The sequence below is a fragment of the Actinokineospora iranica genome (assembly GCF_900101685.1).
Taxonomy (GTDB): Bacteria; Actinomycetota; Actinomycetes; order Mycobacteriales; family Pseudonocardiaceae; genus Actinokineospora; species Actinokineospora iranica.
This window is the reverse complement of record NZ_FMZZ01000007.1, coordinates 170964-194068: the sequence shown is the minus strand read 5'-3', so window position 1 is coordinate 194068 and position 23105 is coordinate 170964. Positions and strand designations below refer to the sequence as shown.

Below are 23105 nucleotides of genomic sequence, written 5' to 3'. Positions count from 1 at the left end.
ACAACAGTCCCAGCCAACCTGGTCACAGCCAAGCCCTTCCCCGGTCGCGCAGCGCCCGGTCGAACACCAGGTTCACCCCGACCGACAACGCGATGATCAGCAGCGCGGGCGCCATGACGGCCTCCGGCGCCAGGAACAGCCCGGTCTGGTTGCGGTCGACCATGACCGCCCAGTCGCTCGCGTCCGGCGGCACGCCGACGCCGAGGAAGCTCGCCGAGGCCACCAGGTAGAGCGCGGCGGTGAGCCGGATGCCGAGGTCGGCGACCAGGGTGCGCAGCATGGACCGGCCGACGTAGCCGACCGCCGTGCGCCACCAGGTCTCCCCCTGCAGCCGCATCGCCTCCAGCGCCGGGCGGCTGGCGATCTCCAGGGCCGCCGCGCGGGCGATCCTGGCCACGTCGGGCACGTTGACCAGGGCCACGATCAGCACCAGGGTGAGCACCCCGCGCGGGGCGATGCTCGCCAGCAGGATGAGCACCAGCAGCGAGGGCACCGCGAGCAGCACGTCCAGCGGGCGCATCAGCACCTCGTCGACCCACCGCCGCCGGGTCATCGCGGCGAGCAGCGCGATCGGCACGCCGACCAGGTACGACAGCACCGTGGCCAGCATCGCGACCAGCACGACCGTCCGGCCGCCGAGCAGCACCTGGTGCCACACGTCGCGGCCGATGAAGTCGGTGCCGAGCGGGCCGGTGTCGCCGAAGGCGGCACCCCGGGTCAGCGCGTCGGGCACGAACAGCGGGCCCGCCACGGCGAGCAAGAGCGGAACGGCGACCAGCAGGCCGCCGATCCCGTAGCGCAGCACGGCTTTCACGTCACCGCCCGGGGTGCGAGTCGGAACGCCACCACGTCGGCGACGAGGTTCACCAGGACGGTGGTCACCGCGAACAGCACGGCCAGGCCCTGGATGACCGGCAGGTCCCGGCCCGCCACCGCGTCGACCAGGATCGTGCCCAGGCCGGGGATGACGAACACGGCCTCGACCACGACCACCCCGCCGAGCAGCCAGTCCGTCGTGCGCGCCATCTGCTGCACGGCGGGGGCGACCGCGTTGGGCAGCGCGTGCGCGTAGCGGACCCGGCGCGCGGAAAGCCCGAGCCTGCGCGCGTGCCGAGCGTAGTCCGATGCCGCCGCGTCGATCATCGCCGCGCGGACCAGCCTGCTGATCGAGCAGATCGGCCGGGCGAGCAGCACGATCAGCGGCAGCACCAGCACGGCCGGCTCGGCGAGCAGGTCGCCGTCGGTGCCCACCGCGGTCGGCGGCAGCCAGGCCAGCTGCACGCCGAACAGCGCGATCAGCACGATCGCCAGGGTGAACTCGGGGATCGCGTGCAGCCCCACCGCGGTCGTGGTGACCACCCGGTCCAGCCACCCGCCCTCGCGGCGCGCCGACGCGACGCCGAGCAGCACCGACACCGGCACGAGCATCAACATGGTCAGCCCGGCCAGCAGCAGGGTGGGCTCCAGGCCGTCGGCGAGGAAGTCGGCGACCGGTCGCCCGGAGACGATCGAGACGCCGAAGTCCCCGTGCGTCAGCCCCCACAGCCACTCGGCGAACCGCTCCCACACCGGCCGGTCCAGGCCCATCGCCACCCGGATCTGCTCGATGCGCTCCGGGTCCGGGTTGTCCCCGGCCAGCGCGACGGCCGCGTCCCCGGGCAGCGCCGCGACGAGCAGGTACACCAGCGTCGCGACGGCCGCCACCTGCACGACACCGAGCAGCAGCCGCCGCAGCGCGTAGTGCCCCAGGGTCACGCCAGCCAGACCTTGTCGAACCGGGCCCAGTCCAGGGTGTTCGCGGGCGCGGTCGCCACGCCGCCGACCTTGGGCGATGTGCCGATGATCCAGTCGGCGAAGCCCCAGATCAGGTACCCGCCCTCGGCGTGCAGCGTGCGCTGCATGTCCCGGTACACCGCGCCGCGCGCCGCGTCGTCCGCGGTGGACACGGCCTTGTCGTAGAGCGCGTCGAACTCCGGCCGGGCCCACTTGGTGACGTTGGTCGTGGACTTCGACAGCAGCCGCTGCGAGAAGTGCGACTCGATCGGCATCGCGCCGGAGCGGAAGCTCGACAGGGACCCGTTCTTGAGCGTGTCGGCCCAGAAGGTGTCCTTGTTGCCCACGGCCACCTCGATCTCGATCCCGGCCTCGCGGGCCTGGTCGGCGAACACGCTGGCCGCCTCGACGAAACCGCTGGCCGCCTCGGAGGTGTCGAGCTTGACCTTCAGGCCCTCCGCGCCCGCCTTCTTCACCAGCCACTTGGCCCGGTCGAGGTCGCGGACCCGCTGCGGGATGTCGTCGGCGTAGTGCTGGTAGCCCTTGCCGAACAGGTCGTTGGCGACCTGCCCCGCCCCGGACAGGGTCGTGTCGACCAACTGCTGCCGGTCGGCGAGCAGGAACATGGCCTCGCGCAGGTCGCGGTTGTCGAACGGCGGGCGGTCGACCTTCATCGCGAACGCCTGGATGCCGCTGTTGGGCGAGCGCACCAGCATGAGCTTGTCGCTGCCCTGGTGGCCGCGCGCGGTGACCGGGGCGAGGTCGTGGGCGTAGTCGACCTGGCCGCCGAGCAGCGCGTTGACCCGCGCGGACTCCTCGTTGGCGATGACGAACTCCAGCTCGTCCAGGTGCGCGGCGCCCTCCCAGTAGCGCGGGTTGCGCTTGAGGACGGTCGACTTGCCCGGCTGGAACGACACGAACGCGAACGGACCGGACCCGACCGGGTTCGTGAAGTCCTCTGTGGACTCAGGAATGATGTAGGCGGAGAAGGACGCCAGGACGTTGGGGAACTCGACGTAGGGCCGCTTGAGCGCGAACTCGATGGTGCGGTCGTCGATCGCGCGGCTGTTGGGCAGGTCGATCAGGCCCAGGCTCGCCTTGGCCCGGAACGCGCGCTTGGGGTCGAGGATGCGGGCGTAGCTGGCCAGCACGTCCTGCGCGCGCACCGGCCTGCCGTCGTGGAACTCCGCGGCGCGCAGGGTGATCCGCCAGCGGGTGAGGTCGGCGCTGGGCTCCCACTTCTCGGCGAGCCGGGGGCGTGGGGCCACGTCGTCGCCGAAGTCGGCGAGCTTGTCGTAAAGCGCCTTGGACCGGGCGGCCTCCAGGAACAGGTTGGCCAGGTGCGGATCGAGCACCTCCTTGGCGCCGCCGCCCGCGAACGCGGCCCGCAGCCGCCCGCCCGCGCGCGGCGCGCCCGCTGCTGGCGCGGGCGCCCCGGTGCCGCAGCCCGCCAGCGCGGCCACGGAAAGCCCGGCGGTCAGGCCGAGGAAGCCACGGCGGTCGAGGGTGGGGAACGGGTGGTTACTCATCTCAGGGTCCTTCTAGGTCGGGGCGCAGGCGGGCGACCAGGTGGAGCCGGTCGCCGGACAGCGCCTCGGACAGGTGGGCGTCGGGCGCCCAGGGTCGGTCGGTACGCGGGCCGGGCTCGTCGAACAGGGCGAGCACGTCGAAGCCCGCCTGGTCCAGGACGCGCCGCAGCTCCAGCGGGAACAGCAGCCGCCACGCGGAGGTCTGCGCCAGCGGGGCCGGGCAACTGGGCCACTCCCAGACCCGGCTGCGGCGCAGCAACTGCGCGGCGTGGTCGATCCAGAGCCGGGTGCGCGAGGTGTAGGGCACGCCGTCCCAGGTCACGGTCCGGGTGCGGACCTCGTCAAGCAACTCGGTGTTGCCGAGGAAGAACGCGCCGTTGCGCATCTCGGCGATCAGCAGGCCGCCGGGCGCCAGATGCAGGCGGCAGCGGGCGAGGAACGCGTCGAGGTCGGCGTCGGTGTGGCAGTACAGCAGGGCGCTGTCCAGGCAGGTGATCACGTCCACCGTGCGGCCGAGGTCGAAGGCCCGCATGTCGGCTCGGACGAACTCGACCGTGGGATGGCGTTCTGCGGCGTAGTCCAACATGGACTGGGCGGCGTCGAGCCCGGTGACCGTGTAGCCGAGGGAGGCGAGGTGCCCCGCGTCGCGACCGGTGCCGCAGCCGACGTCGAGCACGCGGCGGCCGCCGCCGAAACGGGTGATGAGGTCGTGGACGAACCGCGCCGCCTTGTGCTCCGGGTCGGGGAACTGCTGCTCGTAGAGGGCGGGGTTGTCGGTGAGGAAGTTGCTCATGCCAGGGCGGCCTCTGGTTTTCCGGGGGTCAGCACGCCTCGCCGCTCCCGCAGGGCGACCGCGGCCGCGCTGCCGAAGCCGAGGGCTGCGCACAGCAGGGACGCCAGCCAGCCGATTCCGCCCACCCAGCCGATGACCACCGTGCTCAGGGCGGCGAGTGCGCCGGAGCCCAGGTAGAAGACGCCGAAGTAGGTGCCCGCCACTGCTTCCGAGCCGAATGCGGGGATCAGCTCGTAGACGAACGGTTGGGCGATCATGAGGCCGAATGCGAGGAAAAGGGTGGCTGTGAGGACCGGCAGGAGGGCGATGATCGCGTTGCTGGGGGCCCAGAGGTGGGAGAGCGCGGGGGCGATGAAGCCCGCGCCCATGATCGCCATGCCGAGGGCGATCGCCCTTCCCCTGGGGATACGGGTGAAGCGGCGGGTGATGCGGACCTGGAACACCAGGGTGGCCACTGTGGACACCAGGAACAGGGCGGCCACGCTGCTGGCCGAGCCGGTCACCCGCTCTGCTTCCACTGGGAGAACCAGGTAGAGCTGGTTTTGCAGGGCGAACATTCCGGCCAGGGCGCCGGTGAAGGCCAGGAATCGGCGATTGGTGAGGCATTCGCGGATTCCGGCTGCGGCTGACTTTTCTGCTGGCGGTGTTTTTCTGGCTGGGAGGACCAGCGCTTGGGCGATGGTCAGCGCGGCGAAGATCCCGGCGGAGACGATGGCGGATACTCGGAAGTTGACGAGTAGGAGAACGCTGCCGAGAACTGGGCCGAGCAGTGCGCCGGTTTGGGCGAAGACGTTGAACAGGGCGAACGCTTCGGCGCGGCGGTCTTCAGTGGCTTCGACGGCGATGTAGGCGCGGACCGCCGGGTTGAACAGTGCGCCCGCCACGCCGCTGAGGACGGCCGCGGCTAGGAGAAGGGGGAGGGATTCTCCTACCGCGAACAGGCCGAAGCCGATGGTGCGTAGGCCGCAGCCTGCGATGATCACTCTACGGGCGCCCAAGCGGTCCGCGGCTACGCCGCCGATGAGGAAGAGGCCTTGCTGGCTGAGGTTGCGCACGCCTAGGACGATTGCCACCACCGCTACGGACATGCCCAGGTTGTCGGTGAGGTGAGTGGCCAGGTAGGGGATGAGCATGTAGAAGCCGGTGTTCACGCCTAGCTGGTTGATCAGGAGCAGGCGTACGGAGAGGGGGAAGGTTTTCATGTGGCCGCGCCCTTAGGGGCTGGCTGGGTTTGGTGGCCTGCTCGATGGGGTGGAGTGGTTTCTTCGGGGCCCCTACGAAGGAAGATCCCGTCGCGGGAAAAACGGGTGGGGAGCCTTCGGCCCCACGACCACGGCGAGTTCAGGGATCTTCCTTCACCCCCGAAGAAACCACTCCACCCCATCGAGCACCTGGCAGGGTTGGTGCGGCCTGACGGGGGTGTGGCTTTGTGGGGGGCGGGCTGGCCGGTTGGCAGGTGAGTGGGCTGGGAGGTTGGCGTGGCTGATCGGATCACGGTCGCGTCACTCCCAGGCCGGGGGTTTCGGTTAGGCGGAGGACGCCGTCTTTGCCGTCGATGCCGGTCCAGGGGTCGTGGGCCAGGAGGAGGTGGCCGTCCAGGTCTACCCAGCGGGCGTGGCCGGTCAGGTGTACTGCGGGGGCTATGCCCAATGAGCTGGCGACCAGGCAGCCGAGCATGATGTCGAGGTTTGCTGTTGTGGCTGCTTCGATGATCTCTTTGGCTGCTTGGATGCCGCCGCATTTGGCTAGTTTGATGTTGATTCCGTGTACCGCGCCCGCGAGGTTGCGGACGTCGGTGAGGGTTGCCGCGTCTTCGTCGGCGATGACGGGGATTGGGGAGCGTTCGGTTACCCAGGCCAGGCGGTCGGGGGTGCCGGGGAGGATGGGTTGCTCTACCGCGTCCAAGGCTAGGTCGGCGAGGGTGTCCAAGAGTCGGACGGCCTGTTCTGGGGTCCAGGCGCCGTTGGGGTCCAGGAGGATTCGGGCGTCTGGGGCTGCCGCGCGAACGGCTTTGAGGCGGAGGACGTCGTCGGCCGGGTCTTCCGTGCCTGCTTTGACCTTGAGGACGGTAAAGCCCTGTGCCACCAGGGTCGCGGCTGTGTGGGTCGCTTGCTCTGGGGTGGTGATGCCGATGGTGTACGCGGTGGGCACGTCCGTCCACTCGGGACGACCAAGCAGTGTGTGCACGGGGACGCCGCGGTGGCGGGCGATGAGGTCGTGGGCGGCGGCGTCTACGGCGGCTCGGACTCCGGGGGCCAACGAGGTGGCGGGAAGTGCGGCCAGCAGCGCTTCGGGGGTTTCGGGCAGGGTTGGCCTCAGGTCGGCTAGCTGGGCTACTACCTTTTCCTCGTTCAGTCCATAGTAGACGCTGGTGACCACTTCACCGCGACCCTCGATCCCGTTGTGGGTCAGGATGACTTCCACGGCCGTTCGGGCGGTCATCACCGAGCGGGAGATTCGGAAAGGCTCGCGCAGGGTCAGTTCGGACACAGACCAGTCGAGGTTCATGCGGGGACACCTACGGCTACCAGGGGGTCGGGGACGGAGCGGCAGCGCGACCATTCGGACACGGTGGTGGCGGTGGGGTGGGCCACCTCGACGGGGTGCGGGCTGGGGCTGCCGAGCAGGCCGCGCTCCCGGCAGAAAGCGTCGTCGTAGATGGTGTCCAGGTAGCGGTGGGGGCCGTCGGGGAAGATGGTGACGACGGAGGTTCCCGGGTCCACTCTGGCCGCCCAGGCCGCCACCAGGGCCACGGCTCCGGTGCTCCAGCCGCCGCCTGCCGAGCAGTCGCGGGCCAGTCTGCGGCAGGCGTCGACCACCTCGACCGGGCCCAGCCAGTGGACCTCGTCGAACTGGTGGTAGGCGACGTTGCGGGGGTAGATGCTGCTGCCCAAGCCACGCATCACCCGGGGTAAGGCGGGTTGGCCGAAAATGGTGGAGCCCACAGTGTCGACCCCGATGAGACGGAGGCGGGGCCAGTGCCTGCGCAACTCGGTGACGATGCCCGCGCTGTGGCCGCCGGTGCCGACGCTGCACACCAGGACATCGATCCGGTCCAGGCGGTCGACCAGTTCGCGGGCCAGGGAGACATAACCCGCGGGGTTGTCCGGGTTGTTGTACTGGTCGGGCCAGAAAGCGCCGGGCAGGGTTTCCAGGACCTCGCGCAGACGGTCGAGGCGGGCCTGTTGCCAGCCGCCATCGGGGTGGGGACGGGAGACGATCTCCAGGCGGGCGCCGTGGGCGGTGAGCAGGGCGCGCATGGCCGGTTCGAGTTCGTCGTCCACGATCAGCACGACGGGGTGGCCCAGCGCCTGCCCGGCGAAGGCCAGTCCGAGACCGAGGGTGCCGCTGGTGGACTCCACCACGGGGGCGCCGGGTTTGAGCAGGCCGCGGGACCGGGCGGCGCGCAGCATCGACACCGCGGCGCGGGCCTTCATGCCGCCGGGGCCGAGGCATTCGAGCTTGGCCCAGAAACCGCTGTGCGCGTGCGGAAGCGGGGTGGTGATCCGCGCGAGCGGGGTCTTGCCGACAAGGTCGAGAAGCTGCGGATTGGCTCTCACACCGACTCCAGTGGCGGCGCCAGGTAGTGGTGGACAGTGGTCGGGCCGCCGTCGAGCCAGAAGAACGGGTACGGCTCGGCGGCCACGGCGCGCACCCCGGAGCCGACGAACCAGGGCAGGACGGCGCTTCCGGTCTGGGCGAACAAGGTCAGCGGCTTGCCGGTGGACCGGGCGTGGTCCAGCAGGGCGTCCAGGGTGCCGTTGCCGAGGGTCATGCCGGAGGCGAGGATCGTGTCGCACCGGCCGAGGGCCCGCGCGGCGTCGGTGATGACCGGCTCGCCCCATTCGGTGACGCCGCCCTTGAGGTCGCAGGCGACATAGGCGATGCCGCGCCCGCGCAGGTGGTGCAGCAGGGAGTTGACCACGCCGATGACCAGGACCCGTTGCCCCGGCTGGGGATCGAGCAGGTCGATCACGCGTTCGGCGCGGGCCATCGACTTGTCCAGCGAGCTGCCCGCCGGGATCGTCATGGTCTCGGTGGCGTGCCGCTCGTGCGGGCGCACGCTCATCAGGTAGGCGTCGAGCGCGGCGACCCGGATCGCCTCGACCGGGTGGTCGAGCAGATCGTCCACTGTGGACCCAACACAGTCGTAGACCGCGTTGTCGTTCACCGAATCCGGCTCGACAGCGCACGAACCCACGGCTTGGCCCACGCGCAGGCTCACGACGTGGTTGCGGTAGCCCTGTCCACGCGACGCGTGCCGAACCCCTTGGCGGGTGACGAATCCGACACTGACCGACAGGTCGCCCGGTGACGCGCCGAACCTGCCCGCCCGGGTGTGGCCGAGGAGGTCGGCGAGACAGTTGGCGACGACCGGCGCGCTCACGCCGAGCACCGGACCGTCAGGCCGCCGACGAGTTCTTCCGCCCGCCGCCGCGCGCCGAGACCGGCCCGGTCGACCACCATGACGTGGCCGAGGTAGGCGTTGTTGCTGGTCGGCTCCCCCGCGCGGTGCCCGTCGGGCTTGACCGTCCAGTCGACCACATCGGGGTCCGCGGCCAGTCGGTCGACGCCGTCCACGCTGTCCACGATCCCGGCGTGCGGCGGCAACAGGAACGAGATGGCGGCGCTGCGCGCCCCGGTGTCCGCGGGCGCGAGCGCGGGCGACTCGCCCACGGCGAGCCGCGCGTAGACCATGGGCAGGTCGATTCCGGTGGTGCGGCGGACGAGTTCGGTGATCTGGTTGCCCGCCGGGCGCGGGTTGACCTCGATGAGCCGGGGCCCGTCGGCGGTGAGTTTCACCTCGGTGTGCGCGACGGCCCGGTCCAGGCCGAGCGCCTTGATCGCCGCGACGGCCGTGTCCGCGGCGGCGACGGCGTCGGCCGGGGCGAGGTCGGCGGGGAACATGTGGCCGTTCTCGACAAACCAGGGCGCCCCGATGACCGACTTGTCCGTCACGCCGATGACGTGCGTCGCGCCGTCCACGGTGACCGTCTCGACGCTGAACTCCGGCCCGACAAGCAGTTCCTCCAGCAGCACCGAGGGCACGCGCGGCTGATGCCGGGCGTTGACCGGGAACGCGTCCATCGCGGTCACCGCGTCCCGCAGCGCGGCCTCGTCATCGACCTTGCGCACGAACATCCCCGCGCACAGGTCGACCGGCTTGACCACCAGCGGATACCCGATCTCCCTGGCCGCCGCCGCGGTTTCCTCCCAGCCCTGCGCCAGGGCGAACCTCGGCCCCGGCACCCCGGCGTCGGCGAGGGCCCGCCGGGTGAGATCCTTGCGGTAGGCCCGTTCCACCGCCTCCGGCGACGACCCCGGCAGCCCCAGGTGCGCCGCGATCCGCGCGGTCGTGCCCAAGTAGTAGTCGCACGAGGAGATCACGCCGTCGAAGCGCAGCACGTCGTGCACCCGCTCCAGGTACGGCAGCAACCGGTCCAGGTCGTTGGTCTCGGCCGTCAGCACGTTGTCCGCGGCGAGCAGCGGATGCGGCCCGGCCACCGGATTGGCGCGCAGGTAGTGGTGCAGATCCCTGGTGAGGAACGTGAACCGGTGTCCGGCCTCCCGAATCGCCCTCGGCAGCAGGGTGCTCATCGCCCCGACCCAGCTCTCGACCATCAGCAGGTGCCCCACAACGCTCCTTCTCCGTGCCCGGCTCGACCGGTCGCCAATGATAACCATTATCGTCTCAATCGTACAGAGGAGATCGAGACGAATTTCCCGCGCCGCACAACGGAATGCTCAAGCACGCATATCGTCCACTGAGGACTAACCATCCGTGATCACGGGATTCCGCCGCCCGGCGCAGGGCCTTCGGCCGATCGGACACAATGACCGGGTGGACTCGAAGAAGGGGCGCCGGTCGCAGGCGCTGGCGCTGCTCGGGACGCTGGTCGTCGCCATCGGCGTGACCGCGGGGATCGCGCTCTGGGTGCTGCGGGCGGACGCGCGGGCCGGGATGTCGGAGGCGGTCAAGACCGGCGGGCTCGCCGGTGCGGCGGTGGTCGCGCTGTACGGGGTGTGGCTCAACGACCGGCGGCGCCGCGTCGAGGAGGACCGCCAGCACGTCGAGGAGGAGCGGCTGCGCGCCGACGGCGCCCGGATCTCGCACGAGCGGTTCGGGCGGGCCATCGAACTGCTCGGCAACGACGCCGACCAGGTGCGGGTGGGTGCCATGCACGCTCTGGTCGGGCTGGCGCGCAGCACGCCGGAGTACACCCAGACCGTGATCGACGTGCTCTGCGCGTACCTGCGGCGGCCGTACTTCCACAGCGCCTACGAGAACGAGGCCCATGACCCGGACCGCAACGACTACGCCCAACCCCTCCTGCGGCGGCTCACCGAGGACGAGGCAGCCGACGACCGGGAACACCAGGTCCGGCTGACCGCCCACCGGATGCTCAAGGAGCTTCTCCCGCCCGTCGGCGCGGAGCGGACCTACGACCTCGACCTGACCGGCGCGTCGCTGGAGTACTTCAACCTGGAGGACCGCGCGGTGGGCACCGTGCTCGCCCGGCGGGCCACCTTCTACGGCATCACCCGGCTCGCGGGCGCCGAGTTCACCGGCAACGCCCTGTTCACCGGCGCGGTGTTCCGGGGCCGGGTCGACATGCGCCGCACCCGGTTCACCGGCGGGCTCTCGCTGCGCGAAGTCCGGTTTTCCGAGCACGCGAACCTCAGTGACACCGCGGTCGCGAACTTCGCGGACCTGCGCTGGATCGAGCCCGCCGAGGTGCGGATGGACGGCGCGGCGTTCGACGGCGTGGTGCGGCTCAACGAGCAGGCGGAGACCGAATCCGACGTGGCGGCGGTCGCCGACTAGGCGAACCCCGGAGGCGCCGCCCCCCGAACGCGGCGCCTCCGGGGTCGCGGCTACATCGCGGCTATCGCCGCCTGCAGGTTGGGCAGCGGCCCGATGTGGCGCGGGTCCGCCGCCGGTTGCGGTGTGCCGGTCGAGACGAGCAGCTGGCGCACTTGAGCGGGGGTGAGCGCGGGGCCGGACTGCTGGGCGATGCTCTGCACCGCCCCGACCGCGCCGACCACGATCGGGCTCGCGCCCGAGGTGCCGTTCATGTTGGACCAGTACATCTTGTTCGGGTCCGTCGCGGTCGGGGTGAGGTCCCTGAGCATTTCCGGGCCGCCGCCGAGGGTGGCGATGCACTTGCCGTAGGCCTGCAAGTTCACTCGCTGCCCATGGGTGGAGAACGCCGTCGAGGTCCGCTCGGCGGGCCTGCCCGGCACGCACTCCGCGGTGCCGGGGATGTTCGGCGGCTCCCCCGCGCCGACGACGATGGCGCCGGAGTCCGGCCTGCCCATGATCAGGGCCGCGCGCGGGTCGGCGGGGTCGTCGAGGCTGTTGCCGCCGTTGCCCGCCGCCTCGACCACCGTGACGCCCGCCGCGGTGGCCAGGACGATCTGGTCGTACACCGCGGCGTTGAGCTCCCAGGGGTACTGCTGCGAGCCGCCCACGACGGCGAGCGCGACCTCGGCGAGGATCACGTCGCCGGGCTGCGAGTTCTGCCGGGCCAGCGTCATGGCGCCGACCGCGTCGGCGGAGCTGGCCAGTTGCAGCTTGGCCCTGGGCAGCAGGCCGGTGACGCCGAGCCCGTTGTCCTCCTGCGCCGCCACGATCCCGACGACCGCCGTGCCGTGCACGGCGACGGGAGCGCAGGGCGAGGACACCATCGGGTGCAGGCGCACGGGCGGGCCAGCGGGAGCGGGCCGGTTGGCCAGTTCCTCGTGGCAGGTGTTCCACAGGTTGCGCATGGTGACGGCCTGCCGCTGCACCTGGCTCGCGGTGGTGTCGCCGGTGCCGAGCTGGCCGCCTGCGTTGGTCCCCCAGCCCCACACGATCCCGTCCGAGCCGACGCCCAGGCTGAACGCGGTGCCCGCGCCGACCAGGGCGCGGCTCGTCGGGTCTGCGGGCGCGGGCAGCACCTCGACGGGGAAGTTCTGGTCGGCCGTGGTGCCGGTGCCGAGCTGGCCGCTGCCGCCCGCGCCCCACGCCCACAGCGTTCCGTCCGAGTTGACGGCGACGTTGTGCAGGTTGCCCGCCGCCAGCGTGACGACCGAGTTGAGGTTGGTCACCTGCTGGGGTGTGGTGCGGTTGGCGTTGCCACCGTCGCCGACCTGCCCGAAGAAGTTGTTGCCCCAGCCCATCAGCGTCCCGCCTGCCAGCCGGGCGACGCTGTGCAGCCCGCCCGCCACGATCTCGACGGCGTCGGTCACGCCGGTCACCGGCACCGGGGCCGCGCTCGACGCGGTGGAGCCGTTGCCGAGCTGGCCGCTGCCGCCCGCGCCCCACGCGCGCGCCGCCCCGGTGGTGAGCAGCGCCAGCGAGTGGTTGAAGCCCGCCGAGACGCCGCCAGGTTGCGTCGAGACGCCAGTGAGGCCGGGGACCGTGATCGGCGTCGCGCTGAACGAGACACTGGCCGGGGGCACGCCCAGCTGGCCGTTGGCGTTGTTGCCCCAGGCGCGGACGGTGCCGTCCGAGCGCACGGCGAGCACATGCCCGCCGTTCGCGCTGATGGTTCTGACCCCGGTGAGACCGGGGACCTGCGCGGGAGCCAGCCGGGTGGCCGTGTCGCCTAGGCCTAGCTGGCCGAAGTTGTTGGCCCCCCATGTCCAGACCGTGCCGTCGGTCTTGAGCGCGACCGAGAAGTTGGTCCCCGCTGCCACCGATTCGACGTTGGTCAGCCCGGTGACCCGCATGTACACCGAGCTGTTCGCCGTCGTGCCGATGCCGAGCTGGCCGCTGCCTCCTGCGCCCCACGCCCGGACCGTGCGGTCGTCCGGCGCGCCCGGCTCGGCGATCACCGCCAGCGCGTGGCTCTGGCCGGCGGCGATGGCGCCCCGGCGGACGGCGACGCGGTCCTGGGTTCCGGCTTCGATGTCGGTGACGGTGACGTTCTCGCCCTTGCCGCCGGGCAGGGCGTTGGCGCCGTCCGCGCCGATCCCGGTGCCCGCGCTCGCGCCGACGGGGTTGCGGTAGACCTGGTTTGGGCGGAACGGGTCGGCCGCAGGCGCCACGGTGGCGAACGGGACCTGGGCGATCTCGACCGCGGGCAGCGCGTTGAGGTCATTCGCCAGCGCGGCCGCACCCGAGGGCACGGTGATGGCGAACCAGGAGTTGAGGTCCGGCAGATCGTGGCCGACGCGCCGCTCCAGCCGGACGCGCTCCTCAGTGGCGGCGTCCTCGGACACGGTCGCCGGGCGCAGCGGACGAATCGTCGCCCCGGGGTGCCGGTCCATGACCGCGCGGATCGCCGCGGCGTCCTGGCCGTCCCGGGCGACCAGCCGCCGGTCGCGGATGCGCACTTCCCGGTCAGCGCGGAACTTGACCGACACCTCGGTGGCGGAGTCCGGCGCGGGGCTCGCGGCCGCGAGGGCTTTGTCGTTGCTGTGGTCGTAGGCGCTGTGGTCTTGGGCGCTGTGGTCTTGGGCGCGGTCCGGTTGCCGGGCCGCGGGCGCGGTGTCGGCCGATGCCTGGTCCGCGATGAGGGGCGACGCGAAGGCCGCCACGGCTAACGCGAGAGCCGGAAGCTGTCTTCGCCTGCGGGACGGCCTACGGGTGATCTTGGACATGGCGCTCCCTGCCTGAGTGTCGGGTGCGGTTCACCCGCTGTCGATCTGTAGCGCACCCGGGTTGTTCAGGGTCAGGACGCGGACGGTGAACGACGTCCGGTGAACAATCGGCCGCGATGATCAGCGCCGCGATCAGGGGCAGGGCGGCTGGTAGTCCAGGCCGGGGAGGTGGCGCTCCCACTCGTCGGGGCTGATGGCGGGCCGTCCGACGGCGCAGGCCCTGGCCTCGACCCGGTCGCCGTCGGTCTCCCACAGCAGCGCGATGTGGTCGTCGCTGCCGGTGGCCAGGGTCCTGCCGTCGGGACTGAACGCCGTCGAGTTGATCGCGCCCGCGTGCCCGGTCAGGGTCGCGCGCTCGGTGGGGCGCCCGCGCTCGGCGAGGTCCCACAGCCGCACGGTCTGGTCGTAGCCGCCGGTGGCGAGGGTGGTCCCGTCGGGGCTGAACGCGACCGAGCCGACGATGTCGCTGTGCGCGGCCAGGGTGGTCAGCGACGTCGGCCGCCGCCGGTCGCCGACATCCCACAGCCGCACGGTGTGGTCGTCGCTGCCCGAGGCGAGGGTGCGCCCGTCCGGGCTGAACGCCACCGCGCTGACGAAGTCGTCGTGACCGGTCAGCACGGCAAGTTCGACGGGACGCGCGGGATCGCCGGTGTCCCACAGCCGCACGGTGCGGTCGTCGCCGCCCGAGGCCAGCGTCTTCCCGTCCGGGCTGAACGCCACCGGTTTGACGTTGAGGGTGTGGCCGATGAGCGCGGACAGCGGCGCGGGGCGGGCCGAGTCGGCGACGTCCCAGAGCCTGACCGAGCGGTCGTAGCTGCCGGAGGCCAGCGTGCGGCCGTCGGGGGCGAACACGACGGAGAAGACGACGTCGGTGTGGCCGACGAGCGTGGCGACCTCGGCCGGGCGCTGCGGGTCGGCGACGTTCCACAGCCGCACGGTGTGGTCGCGGCAGCCGAGGGCGAGCAGGGCGCCGTCGGGGCTGAAGGCGACCGTGGCGATGGAGTCGCAGTTCCCGGCGAAGCTGCTCACCGGTGTCGCGAGCACCGGCTCGCCGATGTCCCACAGCCACACGCTGCCCTCGAAGCCCGCGGTGGCCAGGTGGCGTCGGTCCGGCGCGAAGGCGACCGAGCTGACCACCTGGGTGTGCCCGGCGAGCGGGACGGCCAGCGTGCTGATCAGGCCGTCGCGGGCCTGCCTGCTCGGCACCAGCCGGTACGCGGCGAGGCCGAGCTGGGCGGCCAGCGCGGGGTTCGTCGCGCGCAGCGCGACCGCTTCCTTGGTGACCTCCTGGGCCAGCAGCGCGTTGCGCTGGCGCGACACGGCGATGTCGGCGCGGATGGCGTAGACGGTCGATGCCGTGCTGAGCACGAGCAGGACCGCCAGGACCGCCACCAGCTGCCGCAGCCGCCGGGTCCGCCGCCGGGCGGCGGCGCGCTCGGCGGCCTCGGCGGCCAGGCTCGCGTCGAGAAAGGCCCGTTCGCGGGCGGTGAGCGTGACCGCGCTGTCGGCGAGCTCGCGGGCCAGGGCCAGCCGCGCGCCCCGGTAGAGCGCGCCGGGGTCGCGGTCCAACGACTCCCAGGTGGCGGTGGCCTCCACGAGCTGCCGGTGGACGCGGAGCGTTTCCCGGTCCTCGGTGAGCCAGTGCCGCAACTGGGGCCAGCAGCGGATCAGGGCCTCGTGGGTGATCTGCACGCTGTCGCGGTCCCGCGTGACCAGCCGGGCGCGCACCAGCCGCTCCAGCACCAGCGCCCCGTCGGCGTCGAGGTCGAGTTCGGCGCGGTCCACCCTGCGCTTGGTGTCCTCGGTTCCCTCGCCCAGCGCGACCAGCCGCAGGAAAAGCTGCCGGGACCACTGGCGCTGCCGGGGGGACAGGCTCGCGTGGACGGCCGCCGCGGTGCGGGCGACGGCCTCGGTGATGCCGCCCGCGGCGTCGTAGCCGGTCGAGGTCAGCGTGGTGCCGCGGCGGCGCTTCCAGGTTTCCAGCAGGGCGTGCGAGACCAGCGGCAGCACCCCCGGCCTGCCGGTGGCGTCGGCGATCACCCGCGACACCAGCGCGGTCTCCAGCCTGCACCCGGCCTCGACGGCGGGCCGGGTGATCGCGGTCCGCAGCTCGTCCGTGGTCATCGGCCCCACCAGGAACTGGCCGTCGCGGATCGCCTCGACCAGCTCGGGGTGGTGGGCGCAGTGCGCGTAGAAGTCGGCGCGGACGCCCAGCACGACCCTGGTCCGGCTGTTGGGCGCGTGCGCGGCGGCGCGCAGCACGGCCAGGAACCGCGCGCGCTCGTCCGCGTCGCGGCAGAGGGTGAACACTTCCTCGAACTGGTCCACCACCACCAGCAGGTCGCTCGACGCCTGCCCGCTCACCAGCGCCTGCAGCGCGGTCAGGTGCAGGCTGTCGTCGTCGGCGCCCATCGCCGCGCGCAGGGCGATGGCCGAACCGCCGACCAGGCAGGCCAGGCGCGCGGCGCACTCCTGCAGCGGGCGCTGCCCGGGGGTCATCAGCAGCACCGGCCCGGCCGCCCCGCTCACCAGCCCGGCGCGCAGCAGCGAGGACTTGCCCGACCCGGACGGGCCGAAGACCACGACGAACCGCTGGTCGGCCACCCGCGCGGCCAACTCGGTTACCAACCGTTCCCGACCGAAGAACCGGTCGGCGTCCTCGACCCCGAAGGGGGCCAGCCCGACATACGGGGCCTCGCCGTCGTCGCCGACGGGATCGGCGGATTCCGCGTCGAGCTCGGCGGCCACCTCCCGCCAGCGGCGCTCCCAGGCCTCGGTGTCGCCGCCGCACGCGCCGACGTAGGCGAGGGTCACCGCGAGGCTGGGCAGCCGCCGCCCGCCCGCGGCGTCGGAGAGGGCGCCGGTCGAGTAGTGGGCGCGCTTGCTCAGCTCCCGATAGGCCGGTCGGCCCGCCTTCTCGCGCAGCGCGCGCAAGTCGGCCGCGAACCGCAGAACCGGGCCGTCCTCGCCCTCAAGCGGGCGTTCCCCTCTCGCCACTGCCGTCCCCTCCGCGGGGACCGTCCCCCGCCGGTTGTTCACCGCGTGTCGTTCACCGGTCACGGCGTGACACTGAACAACCAGGATGCACTAGACAGGGCCGCAGCGAAGGAAAATCCGATCACCGGTGCTGGGGGTACCGGTGAACGGCCGATCACACGATCGGAATCCGGCATCGCAGGCGTTCCGGCAAGGAGGTGTTCACCACGCGCTGCTCGAATCGGGGTGACATCCCGACGGCGAGAAGGACCGCGATGAACACCAACGGCACCGAGGTCACCACCGAACCGACGTCCGCGGCCCGCATCCGCGAGCTGCACACCGTCCTCGAACACGGCGTGAACACCGGCCAGGGCGTCGGCGTCTCCCTCGGCGTCACCGTCGAATCCCTCGAAGAGGGCCGCACGGTCTACTACCTCGACCCCAGCCCGGCGACCATCAACGCCATGTACGCCGTGCACGGCGGCGTCCTGGCGACCCTGATGGACACCGCGATGGGCAGCGCCGTGTTCACCAAGCTCGGCGACGGCGTGCTCTACACCACCCTGGAACTGAAGGTGAACTTCATCCGCACGGTCCGGGTGGACGGCGAGCGGCTGCGCTGCGAGGCCAACACCATCCACGTCGGCCGCAGCACCGCGACCGCCGAGGCGCGGATCACCGACCCGTCGGGCAAGCTGATCGCGCATGGCTCGTGCACCTGCATGATCTTCCAGCCGCAGTCCAACGGCGGCGCCTGAGCACGGTCGTCGCGGCGGCCACAGCGCGGTGGCCTTCGCGGGACGGCGGCGCTACCGCGGCTTGCGCAGCAGGAACAGGTAGTAGCCGAGGTGGTCGCGGATGAAGGACCGCACCAGCGGAACCACCTCGTCCATCTGGGCGACCAGCTCCGGGCCGTAGCGGGCCACGATCTCGTCGTGCCGGTCGGCGTAGAGCAGGCCCATGACCTCGCCGGTGAACGAGCAGCTCTCGGTCATGTTCTCGACCTTGACCAGCTCGAAACCGGCGGTCTCGGCCAGTTCCAGCGCGGTGGCCGGGGAAATCGGGGGCGCGCAGCACCAGGTCCGGGTGTAGGCGGCCAACTGCTCGTCCGTCGGGTTTCCGCGGGCGGTGAACTCGCTCATCATGAAGTGGCCACCGGGGCGCAGCACCCGCCAGGTTTCGCGCAGACCTTGCCGCCGGTCGGAAAGGTGCGCGAAGACGTCGATCGCCATGGCGGCGTCGAAGGTCTCGTCGGCGAAGTCCAGGTCCATGGCGTTGCCGAGCGCGAACGTCACCCGGTCGGCCACGCCGCGGGCGCGGGCGAGGCCGGTGGCGGTGTCGACCTGGGTGCGGCTGACGGTGATCCCGGTGACCCGGCCCCCGCTGCGCTCGGCCACCCGGACCGCTGGCCCGCCCGTGCCGCAGCCGATGTCGAGCAGGTGCTCCCCCTGGCCGAGGCCGATGGTGTCGATGTGGTGCTCGGTCTGCCGTTCCTGCGCCAGGTTCGCGAGATCGCCGAGCGTCGAGACGGACCCCCGGCCGTTGGGCGGGACCCACATTCCAATGTGGATGCCGACGTCGCCGATGGTCAGCGCGTACAGGTCGCCGAACTCGTCGTAGTTGGCGCCGACCTGTTCGGGGGTCGGCGCGGTCGCCGCCGTGGTGAGCTCGTCCTGGGTCGCGGTCATGACATCGCCCTTCACCGGGTTGCTAATGTCAGCCAGGTCACAGTAGCAACCAGTGACAGCCCACGACCAGAAAGTCACCGGTATGACGGCGCCGCCGCGCCCTGGAGCAGCCACGACGGTGACCGCCATCGCGCTCGCGGTGGACCTGTGCCTCTACAGCAGCCTGGTGCCGTTGCTGCCCGCCCTGCCTGTGGTCGGCGGCTCCCCGGTCCTGTCCGGAGCGTTGTTCGCGGTGTACGCGGTCGCCCTGCTAGCCGCGACACCGCTGGTCGGAGCGTGGGTCGACCGGAAGGGACCGCGGGTTCCCCTGCTCGCGGGACTGGCGGGCACGGCGGCGGCGACCGCGGCGTTCGCCGCGGCGACCGGCATGGGCGACGCCGCGGTCGGGGTGCTGTTCTTCGCCCGGGTCGCCCAGGGCGCCGCCGCGGCCGTGTCCTGGACCGCTGGCCTGGCTCTCATCGCCGCGACGCACGAGCCGGACCGGCGCGGCAAGGCCATGGGCGTGGCGCTGTCCTCGGCCTGGTTCGGCGCGCTGGTCGGCCCGGCCGCCAGCGGCGCGCTCGCGGACGCCTACGGCCCGCACGCGCCGTTCGTCCTCATCGCCGTGCTCGCCGCGGTGGACGCCGCGGCGCGGATCGTCTTGATCGGGCCGGTGGACACCACGGCGGTCGGGACGCCCTACCGCGCGTTGTCGCGCGGCCCGCGGCTGCCCGCGCTGGTGGGCCTCACGGCGTTGGGCGCGGTGGCGCTTTCCTTTCCCGAACCGGTGATCCCGGCGCATCTCACCGAGTTCGGCTTGGGCGGCACCGGGATCGGGCTCGCGTTCGCCGCCGTCGCGCTGTGCGGCATCCTCGCCGCGCCCGCTGCCGGGGCGCTCACCGACCGTGTCGGCGCGCGGCGGGTCGTCGCCATCGGTTTCGCCGTCACCGCGACGGGTTTCGCGCTCTCCGGCCGTCCGTCAGCGGCGTTGTCGGTCGTCGGCCTAGTGATCCTGGGCGTCGGCGCGCAGCTGATCCTCGCCCCCACGCTCGTCCTGGTCGCGGGTCTCGCCGAGTCCGTCGACCCGCCCGCGTACGGCGGCGCGTACTCGGTCTACACCCTGGCCTACACCGCGGGCCTGGCCGCCGCGCCGCTCGCCGCGGGCGTCGCGACCGGCCTGCTGGGCGTGCCCGCCACCATGCTCATCGCCGCCGGGCTGACCTCGGCCGGACTGATCGCCGTGCTGGCGCCGCGGGTTTCCCGGACCGGGTAAGGGAAGGAGCGCCAGGCGGGGACAGTCCTGGCGCTCCTTCCGCTGGTGGGTCAGGCGGGCAGGGAGGCGCACTGGGCGATGAAGCGGGTCAGCTCGTCCTGGCGGTCGGACTTGGTGTCCACCGCCCGGTCGATGACCCGGATCAGGTGCTCGTAGGCCTCGGTGTGGTCGTAGCGGGCCACATCGGCGATCTTGAGCGCCCAGCGCCAGTAGCCGCGCATGGTGTCGGCCAGCGGCATCCGGAAACCCGCCACCACATCGCGGATCGGCTCGACCACGGCGTCCCCGTAGACCCGCAGGTAGCGGCCCACGACGTCGGCCATGAACGTGAAGTGCCGCGCCTCGTCGCGCGAGAGCCGGTTCAGCACGGTCTTGAGCACCGGGTCGCCCACCACGTCACGCAGGTGCTGGTAGTACATCTGCGTGGCCTTCTCCTGCACGAGCGCGTAGGCGAAGAACTGCACCGAGTGCTCCAGGGGCAGGCTGAACTCCTTGCGCCCCTCGACGGCCAGTTCCTCCCACAGCGCCGTGCGCTCGGCGATCCCGGCCGCCACCTGGTAGCGGGTCAGCGCCCGCGCGTGGGTGTCCTCCTCGAACGCCCACCGGATCGTGAAGTGGTACAGCTCCCGGTTGTGCACGAAGATCGCCGGGTCCACGTCGCCGTCCACCGGGAAGTGCTTGTGATAGATGTCGAAGTAGCCGGGCAGGTGGTCCTCGATCAGGGTGATGAACCGGACCGCGGAAACCTCGCCCTCGCTGAGCTTCCCGGCGTCCGCGTCAGCCCAGTCGACAGCGGTCTCCACGTCCCAGCCGCGCGCGGCTGGCGACGCGGCCATGAACCCGTCGACGGCCGCGGCGATGTCGGTCGCGGGCAGCAGCGGCCCGCCGGCCTGGGCGCTCGATGACTCGCCCTGTGTCAATGGTTCGCTCGAAAGCCCACTCATCGGGCGTTCCGGCACACGAGGGCGTAGTGCTTGGTGGTGTATCCCCAGCCCGCGTTGGCGACCTCCAGGTAGTGCGTCAGCTTCGCGGTGAGGCCGGGCTCGTGGGCCTCCAGCCGCTCCTCGGCCGCGGCGACGTTGCGCAGCCAGTCCTCGATGGTGCGCCGGTAGTGGTCGGTCAGGTCCTCGACCGCGGTGATCGAGAACCCGGCCCGCTCCGCGCCCGCCACCAGCTCCGAGAGCGGGCGCATGTCGCCCCAGCCGAAGATGTCGTTGCGGACGAAGTCCGTGCCGACCCTGGCGTCGAAGGCGGCGTGCGCCGCGGCGTTGCGGAAGCAGCTTTCCGAGACGTAGAGCATCCCGCCCTTGCGCAGCACCGCGCGCGTCCGGCGGAACACCTCGTCCAGGTCGGGCATGTGCACGATGGACCCGAGCATGGACACCGCGTCCATGCCGCGCGGGGCCAGGTCGAGCCGCTCGAAGTGCCCGACCCGGGTGCGCACCAGGTCCGCGACGCCGAGTTCCTGGGCGCGGCGGGCGATGTAGTCGTGCTGGCGCGGGGCCGGGCTGACGCCCAGCGTCTCGCACCGGTACTCGCGCGCCATGAACAGGATCAGCGCGCCCCAGCCGCAGCCGATGTCGAGCAGCCGCTCCCCGCCGCGCAGCCGCAGGCACTCGGCGACGAACCGCAGCTTGTTCACCTGCGCGTCGGCCAGCGACTCGTCCGGGGTGGCGTAGAGCGCGGAGCTGTACTTGCGCAGCGGGTCGAGGAACTGGCCGAAGACCTCGGGGTCGAGGTCGTAGTGCTGGTTCGTGTCGGCGACGGTCACGCCTTCTCCCGGAGGGTCTTGTCGACGACGACCGCGACCTCGCCGACGGTGGCGACGCCGAAGACGTCCTCGTCCTCAAGCTCGATGTCGTAGCGGCGCTCGATCTTGGCGATCATCCGCAGCACCTTCACCGAGTCGACGCCCTCGACGGCGCGCAGGTCGGTGTCGGGGGTCAGGTCCGCTGCGGGCACGCCGGTCTCCGCCGCGGCGATCTCGGTGACGGCGGCGGTGATCTCGGTGATGCTGTCGAGGCTGGTGGTCTCGGCCATGGTTCAGGCTCCGTTCGGGGCGAGTGTCGCGGTGATGGCTTGGTCGAGCAGGGCGACCTCGTCGTCGCCGAGGGTGAGCTGGTGGCGCACCTGGTCAAGGGAGAAGGGCTGGTAGACGGCGGTGGCGGTGGCGCAGACGACGCCGTCGGCGTCGAGGACGTCGGCGGAGCCGTGGAACAGGTCCCCGTCGTCGGCCCGCAGCCGCGCGACGCACCGGTAGGGGCGGTCGACCAGCAGCGGGGTGACGAACCGGGTCCGCATGGAGACGGTGAAGGCGGGGCGGCGCCGCTCCAGGACGATCAGGTTGCCGATGGTCTCGTCGCAGATCACGCCGACGAGGCCGCCGTGCACCACGCCCGGGTACGACTCGAACCCGCGGTCGAGGGCGAACCGCGCTTGCAGCCCCTCGGGGTGGGCTTGGAACTCCAGGCGCAAGCCGTGGAGGTTGTGCGGCGAGCAGCCGAAACAGCGGTAGTCAGGCAAAACCGACCACGGCACCTGAATACTCACCCGGCCACCTCACAAGATCGGTGGCCCCGCTCGCCAACGCCCTGTGTCAATGATTCGCTCGCAAGCTCGCTCATACCAGCCACCTCACAAGATCGGTGGCTCCGCTCGCGGCGCACTGTGTCAATGATTCGCTCGCAAGCTCGCTCATTACGCCAGAGCCTCAGCGAGCGCGCGCCGGACCTTGCCGTTGCTGCCGAGGTCGAGGCCGGTCATGCCGCCGAAGGTGCGGCGGATCTTGTCCTGGAGCACGTCCAGCTCGCCGTCGGCGGCGACCTTCTCCAGGAACAGGTCGAAGCCGGTGTCGATGGTCTCGTGGTCGCCGAGGTCGCTGATGCCCGCCTTGAACGTGCTCACCGGGTGCTTGATCTTGGCCTCGGAGCTGTAGACGTAGAGGGTTTCCAGGACCGAGGGCAATTCCTCCGGGCGCTTCTCCAGGCGCTTGGTGGTGTAGTGGATGAACTCGCGGGCGTGCCCGGCCTCGTCGCGGCTGGCGTTGAGCAGCAGCGACTTCAGCACCGGCTCCTCGACCCAGGCGGCGACCGCGCGGTAGACGTGGTTGACGGTCAGCTCGGAGATGATGTTGGTCGCCAGCGTCGCCGACGGCGTGGTGCCCGGGGCGTACGGCTCGCGCATCGAGTCGACGGCGCGGTCGTCCACGGCCTCGCCGACGCCCGCGAGCCAGGAGCGGAACGCGTAGTGGTGCTGGACTTCCTGGTAGCCCCAGACGACGGCGAAGGTGGAGAAGTCGTAGTCGTCGACGAACTCGTTGAGGAAGCCGTGCACCGCGGCGATCACGTTGGACTCGCCCATGGTGGCGCTCTTGGCCAGGGTCACGTACTCGGGCTTGACCAGGTCCCGGTCGATCGAGTCGACGTCGAGGTCGGCGAGCTTCCAGTGCAGGCGCTCGTAGTGGCGGAAGACGTCGTAGCTGTGCACAGGGTCTCCAATCAGAG

At 71.7% G+C, this 23105-nt stretch carries 20 protein-coding genes; 3 read left to right on the top strand and 17 right to left on the bottom strand.

Annotated features, from left to right (window positions below; genetic code table 11):
• Positions 1 to 22 precede the first annotated feature (22 nt).
• The 9 genes from BLS56_RS16365 to BLS56_RS16325 form a co-directional block, all read right to left on the bottom strand.
• A complete protein-coding gene (locus tag BLS56_RS16365; protein WP_091451326.1) occupies positions 23 to 814 on the bottom strand; it encodes an ABC transporter permease in 792 nt (263 codons plus the stop codon).
• A complete protein-coding gene (locus BLS56_RS16360; RefSeq protein ID WP_091451324.1) occupies positions 811 to 1755 on the bottom strand; it encodes an ABC transporter permease in 945 nt (314 codons plus the stop codon). The genes BLS56_RS16365 and BLS56_RS16360 overlap by 4 nt, the downstream gene beginning before the upstream one ends.
• Positions 1752 to 3302: an ABC transporter substrate-binding protein gene (locus tag BLS56_RS16355; RefSeq protein ID WP_091451322.1), complete on the bottom strand. Its 1551-nt coding sequence runs from the start codon at positions 3300 to 3302 to the stop codon at positions 1752 to 1754. Before BLS56_RS16355 ends, BLS56_RS16360 begins: the two co-directional genes overlap by 4 nt.
• 1 nt (position 3303) lies before the next feature.
• The gene (locus BLS56_RS16350) at positions 3304 to 4095 is read right to left on the bottom strand and encodes a class I SAM-dependent DNA methyltransferase (RefSeq protein ID WP_091451320.1); all 792 of its coding nucleotides are present in this window, start codon (positions 4093 to 4095) and stop codon (positions 3304 to 3306) included.
• Positions 4092 to 5297, bottom strand: a complete 1206-nt coding sequence (locus BLS56_RS16345) for an MFS transporter (protein WP_091451316.1) — start codon at positions 5295 to 5297, stop codon at positions 4092 to 4094. The genes BLS56_RS16350 and BLS56_RS16345 overlap by 4 nt, the downstream gene beginning before the upstream one ends.
• A gap of 289 nt (positions 5298 to 5586) precedes the next feature.
• The gene (locus BLS56_RS16340; protein WP_091451313.1) at positions 5587 to 6603 is read right to left on the bottom strand and encodes a dipeptide epimerase; all 1017 of its coding nucleotides are present in this window, start codon (positions 6601 to 6603) and stop codon (positions 5587 to 5589) included.
• Positions 6600 to 7655 (bottom strand): PLP-dependent cysteine synthase family protein, encoded by a 1056-nt coding sequence (locus tag BLS56_RS16335; RefSeq protein WP_091451311.1) that lies wholly within the window; start codon positions 7653 to 7655, stop codon positions 6600 to 6602. Before BLS56_RS16335 ends, BLS56_RS16340 begins: the two co-directional genes overlap by 4 nt.
• A complete protein-coding gene (locus BLS56_RS16330) occupies positions 7652 to 8482 on the bottom strand; it encodes a Rossmann-like domain-containing protein (protein WP_091451668.1) in 831 nt (276 codons plus the stop codon). Before BLS56_RS16330 ends, BLS56_RS16335 begins: the two co-directional genes overlap by 4 nt.
• Positions 8479 to 9732, bottom strand: a complete 1254-nt coding sequence (locus BLS56_RS16325) for an ATP-grasp domain-containing protein (RefSeq protein ID WP_091451309.1) — start codon at positions 9730 to 9732, stop codon at positions 8479 to 8481. The genes BLS56_RS16330 and BLS56_RS16325 overlap by 4 nt, the downstream gene beginning before the upstream one ends.
• A 205-nt stretch (positions 9733 to 9937) precedes the next feature.
• On the opposite strand from BLS56_RS16325, the gene BLS56_RS16320 reads away from it, so the two are divergent.
• On the top strand, positions 9938 to 10921 hold the full coding sequence (locus BLS56_RS16320) for a pentapeptide repeat-containing protein (protein WP_139190741.1): 984 nt from the start codon (positions 9938 to 9940) through the stop codon (positions 10919 to 10921).
• 50 nt (positions 10922 to 10971) lie between these two features.
• Here BLS56_RS16320 and BLS56_RS16315 read toward each other — a convergent pair whose 3' ends face one another.
• Together BLS56_RS16315 and BLS56_RS16310 are read right to left on the bottom strand one after the other, a co-directional pair.
• On the bottom strand, positions 10972 to 13683 hold the full coding sequence (locus BLS56_RS16315; RefSeq protein ID WP_091451301.1) for an RCC1 domain-containing protein: 2712 nt from the start codon (positions 13681 to 13683) through the stop codon (positions 10972 to 10974).
• A 132-nt stretch (positions 13684 to 13815) separates the two neighbouring features.
• Complete coding sequence (locus BLS56_RS16310; protein ID WP_228771682.1) at positions 13816 to 16743, bottom strand: nSTAND1 domain-containing NTPase; 2928 nt, start codon at positions 16741 to 16743, stop codon at positions 13816 to 13818.
• A gap of 191 nt (positions 16744 to 16934) precedes the next feature.
• On the opposite strand from BLS56_RS16310, the gene BLS56_RS16305 reads away from it, so the two are divergent.
• Positions 16935 to 17420: a PaaI family thioesterase gene (locus BLS56_RS16305; protein ID WP_091451294.1), complete on the top strand. Its 486-nt coding sequence runs from the start codon at positions 16935 to 16937 to the stop codon at positions 17418 to 17420.
• Positions 17421 to 17471: 51 nt separating this feature from the next.
• Here BLS56_RS16305 and BLS56_RS16300 read toward each other — a convergent pair whose 3' ends face one another.
• Complete coding sequence (locus tag BLS56_RS16300) at positions 17472 to 18350, bottom strand: SAM-dependent methyltransferase (RefSeq protein WP_091451665.1); 879 nt, start codon at positions 18348 to 18350, stop codon at positions 17472 to 17474.
• 118 nt (positions 18351 to 18468) lie between these two features.
• On the opposite strand from BLS56_RS16300, the gene BLS56_RS16295 reads away from it, so the two are divergent.
• On the top strand, positions 18469 to 19602 hold the full coding sequence (locus BLS56_RS16295; protein ID WP_175482868.1) for an MFS transporter: 1134 nt from the start codon (positions 18469 to 18471) through the stop codon (positions 19600 to 19602).
• 50 nt (positions 19603 to 19652) lie between these two features.
• On the opposite strand, the gene BLS56_RS16290 is transcribed toward BLS56_RS16295, so the two are convergent.
• The 5 genes from BLS56_RS16290 to BLS56_RS16270 all read right to left on the bottom strand — a co-directional run bounded on the left by BLS56_RS16290 (position 19653) and on the right by BLS56_RS16270 (position 23088).
• Positions 19653 to 20546: an acyl-ACP desaturase gene (locus BLS56_RS16290; protein ID WP_091451287.1), complete on the bottom strand. Its 894-nt coding sequence runs from the start codon at positions 20544 to 20546 to the stop codon at positions 19653 to 19655.
• Positions 20543 to 21373, bottom strand: a complete 831-nt coding sequence (locus BLS56_RS16285) for an SAM-dependent methyltransferase (RefSeq protein WP_091451284.1) — start codon at positions 21371 to 21373, stop codon at positions 20543 to 20545. The genes BLS56_RS16290 and BLS56_RS16285 overlap by 4 nt, the downstream gene beginning before the upstream one ends.
• The gene (locus BLS56_RS16280; RefSeq protein WP_091451282.1) at positions 21370 to 21642 is read right to left on the bottom strand and encodes an acyl carrier protein; all 273 of its coding nucleotides are present in this window, start codon (positions 21640 to 21642) and stop codon (positions 21370 to 21372) included. Before BLS56_RS16280 ends, BLS56_RS16285 begins: the two co-directional genes overlap by 4 nt.
• A gap of 3 nt (positions 21643 to 21645) precedes the next feature.
• Complete coding sequence (locus tag BLS56_RS16275; protein WP_091451279.1) at positions 21646 to 22152, bottom strand: PaaI family thioesterase; 507 nt, start codon at positions 22150 to 22152, stop codon at positions 21646 to 21648.
• Between the two features lie 147 nt (positions 22153 to 22299).
• The gene (locus BLS56_RS16270) at positions 22300 to 23088 is read right to left on the bottom strand and encodes a ferritin-like domain-containing protein (RefSeq protein WP_091451276.1); all 789 of its coding nucleotides are present in this window, start codon (positions 23086 to 23088) and stop codon (positions 22300 to 22302) included.
• Positions 23089 to 23105 lie beyond the last annotated feature (17 nt).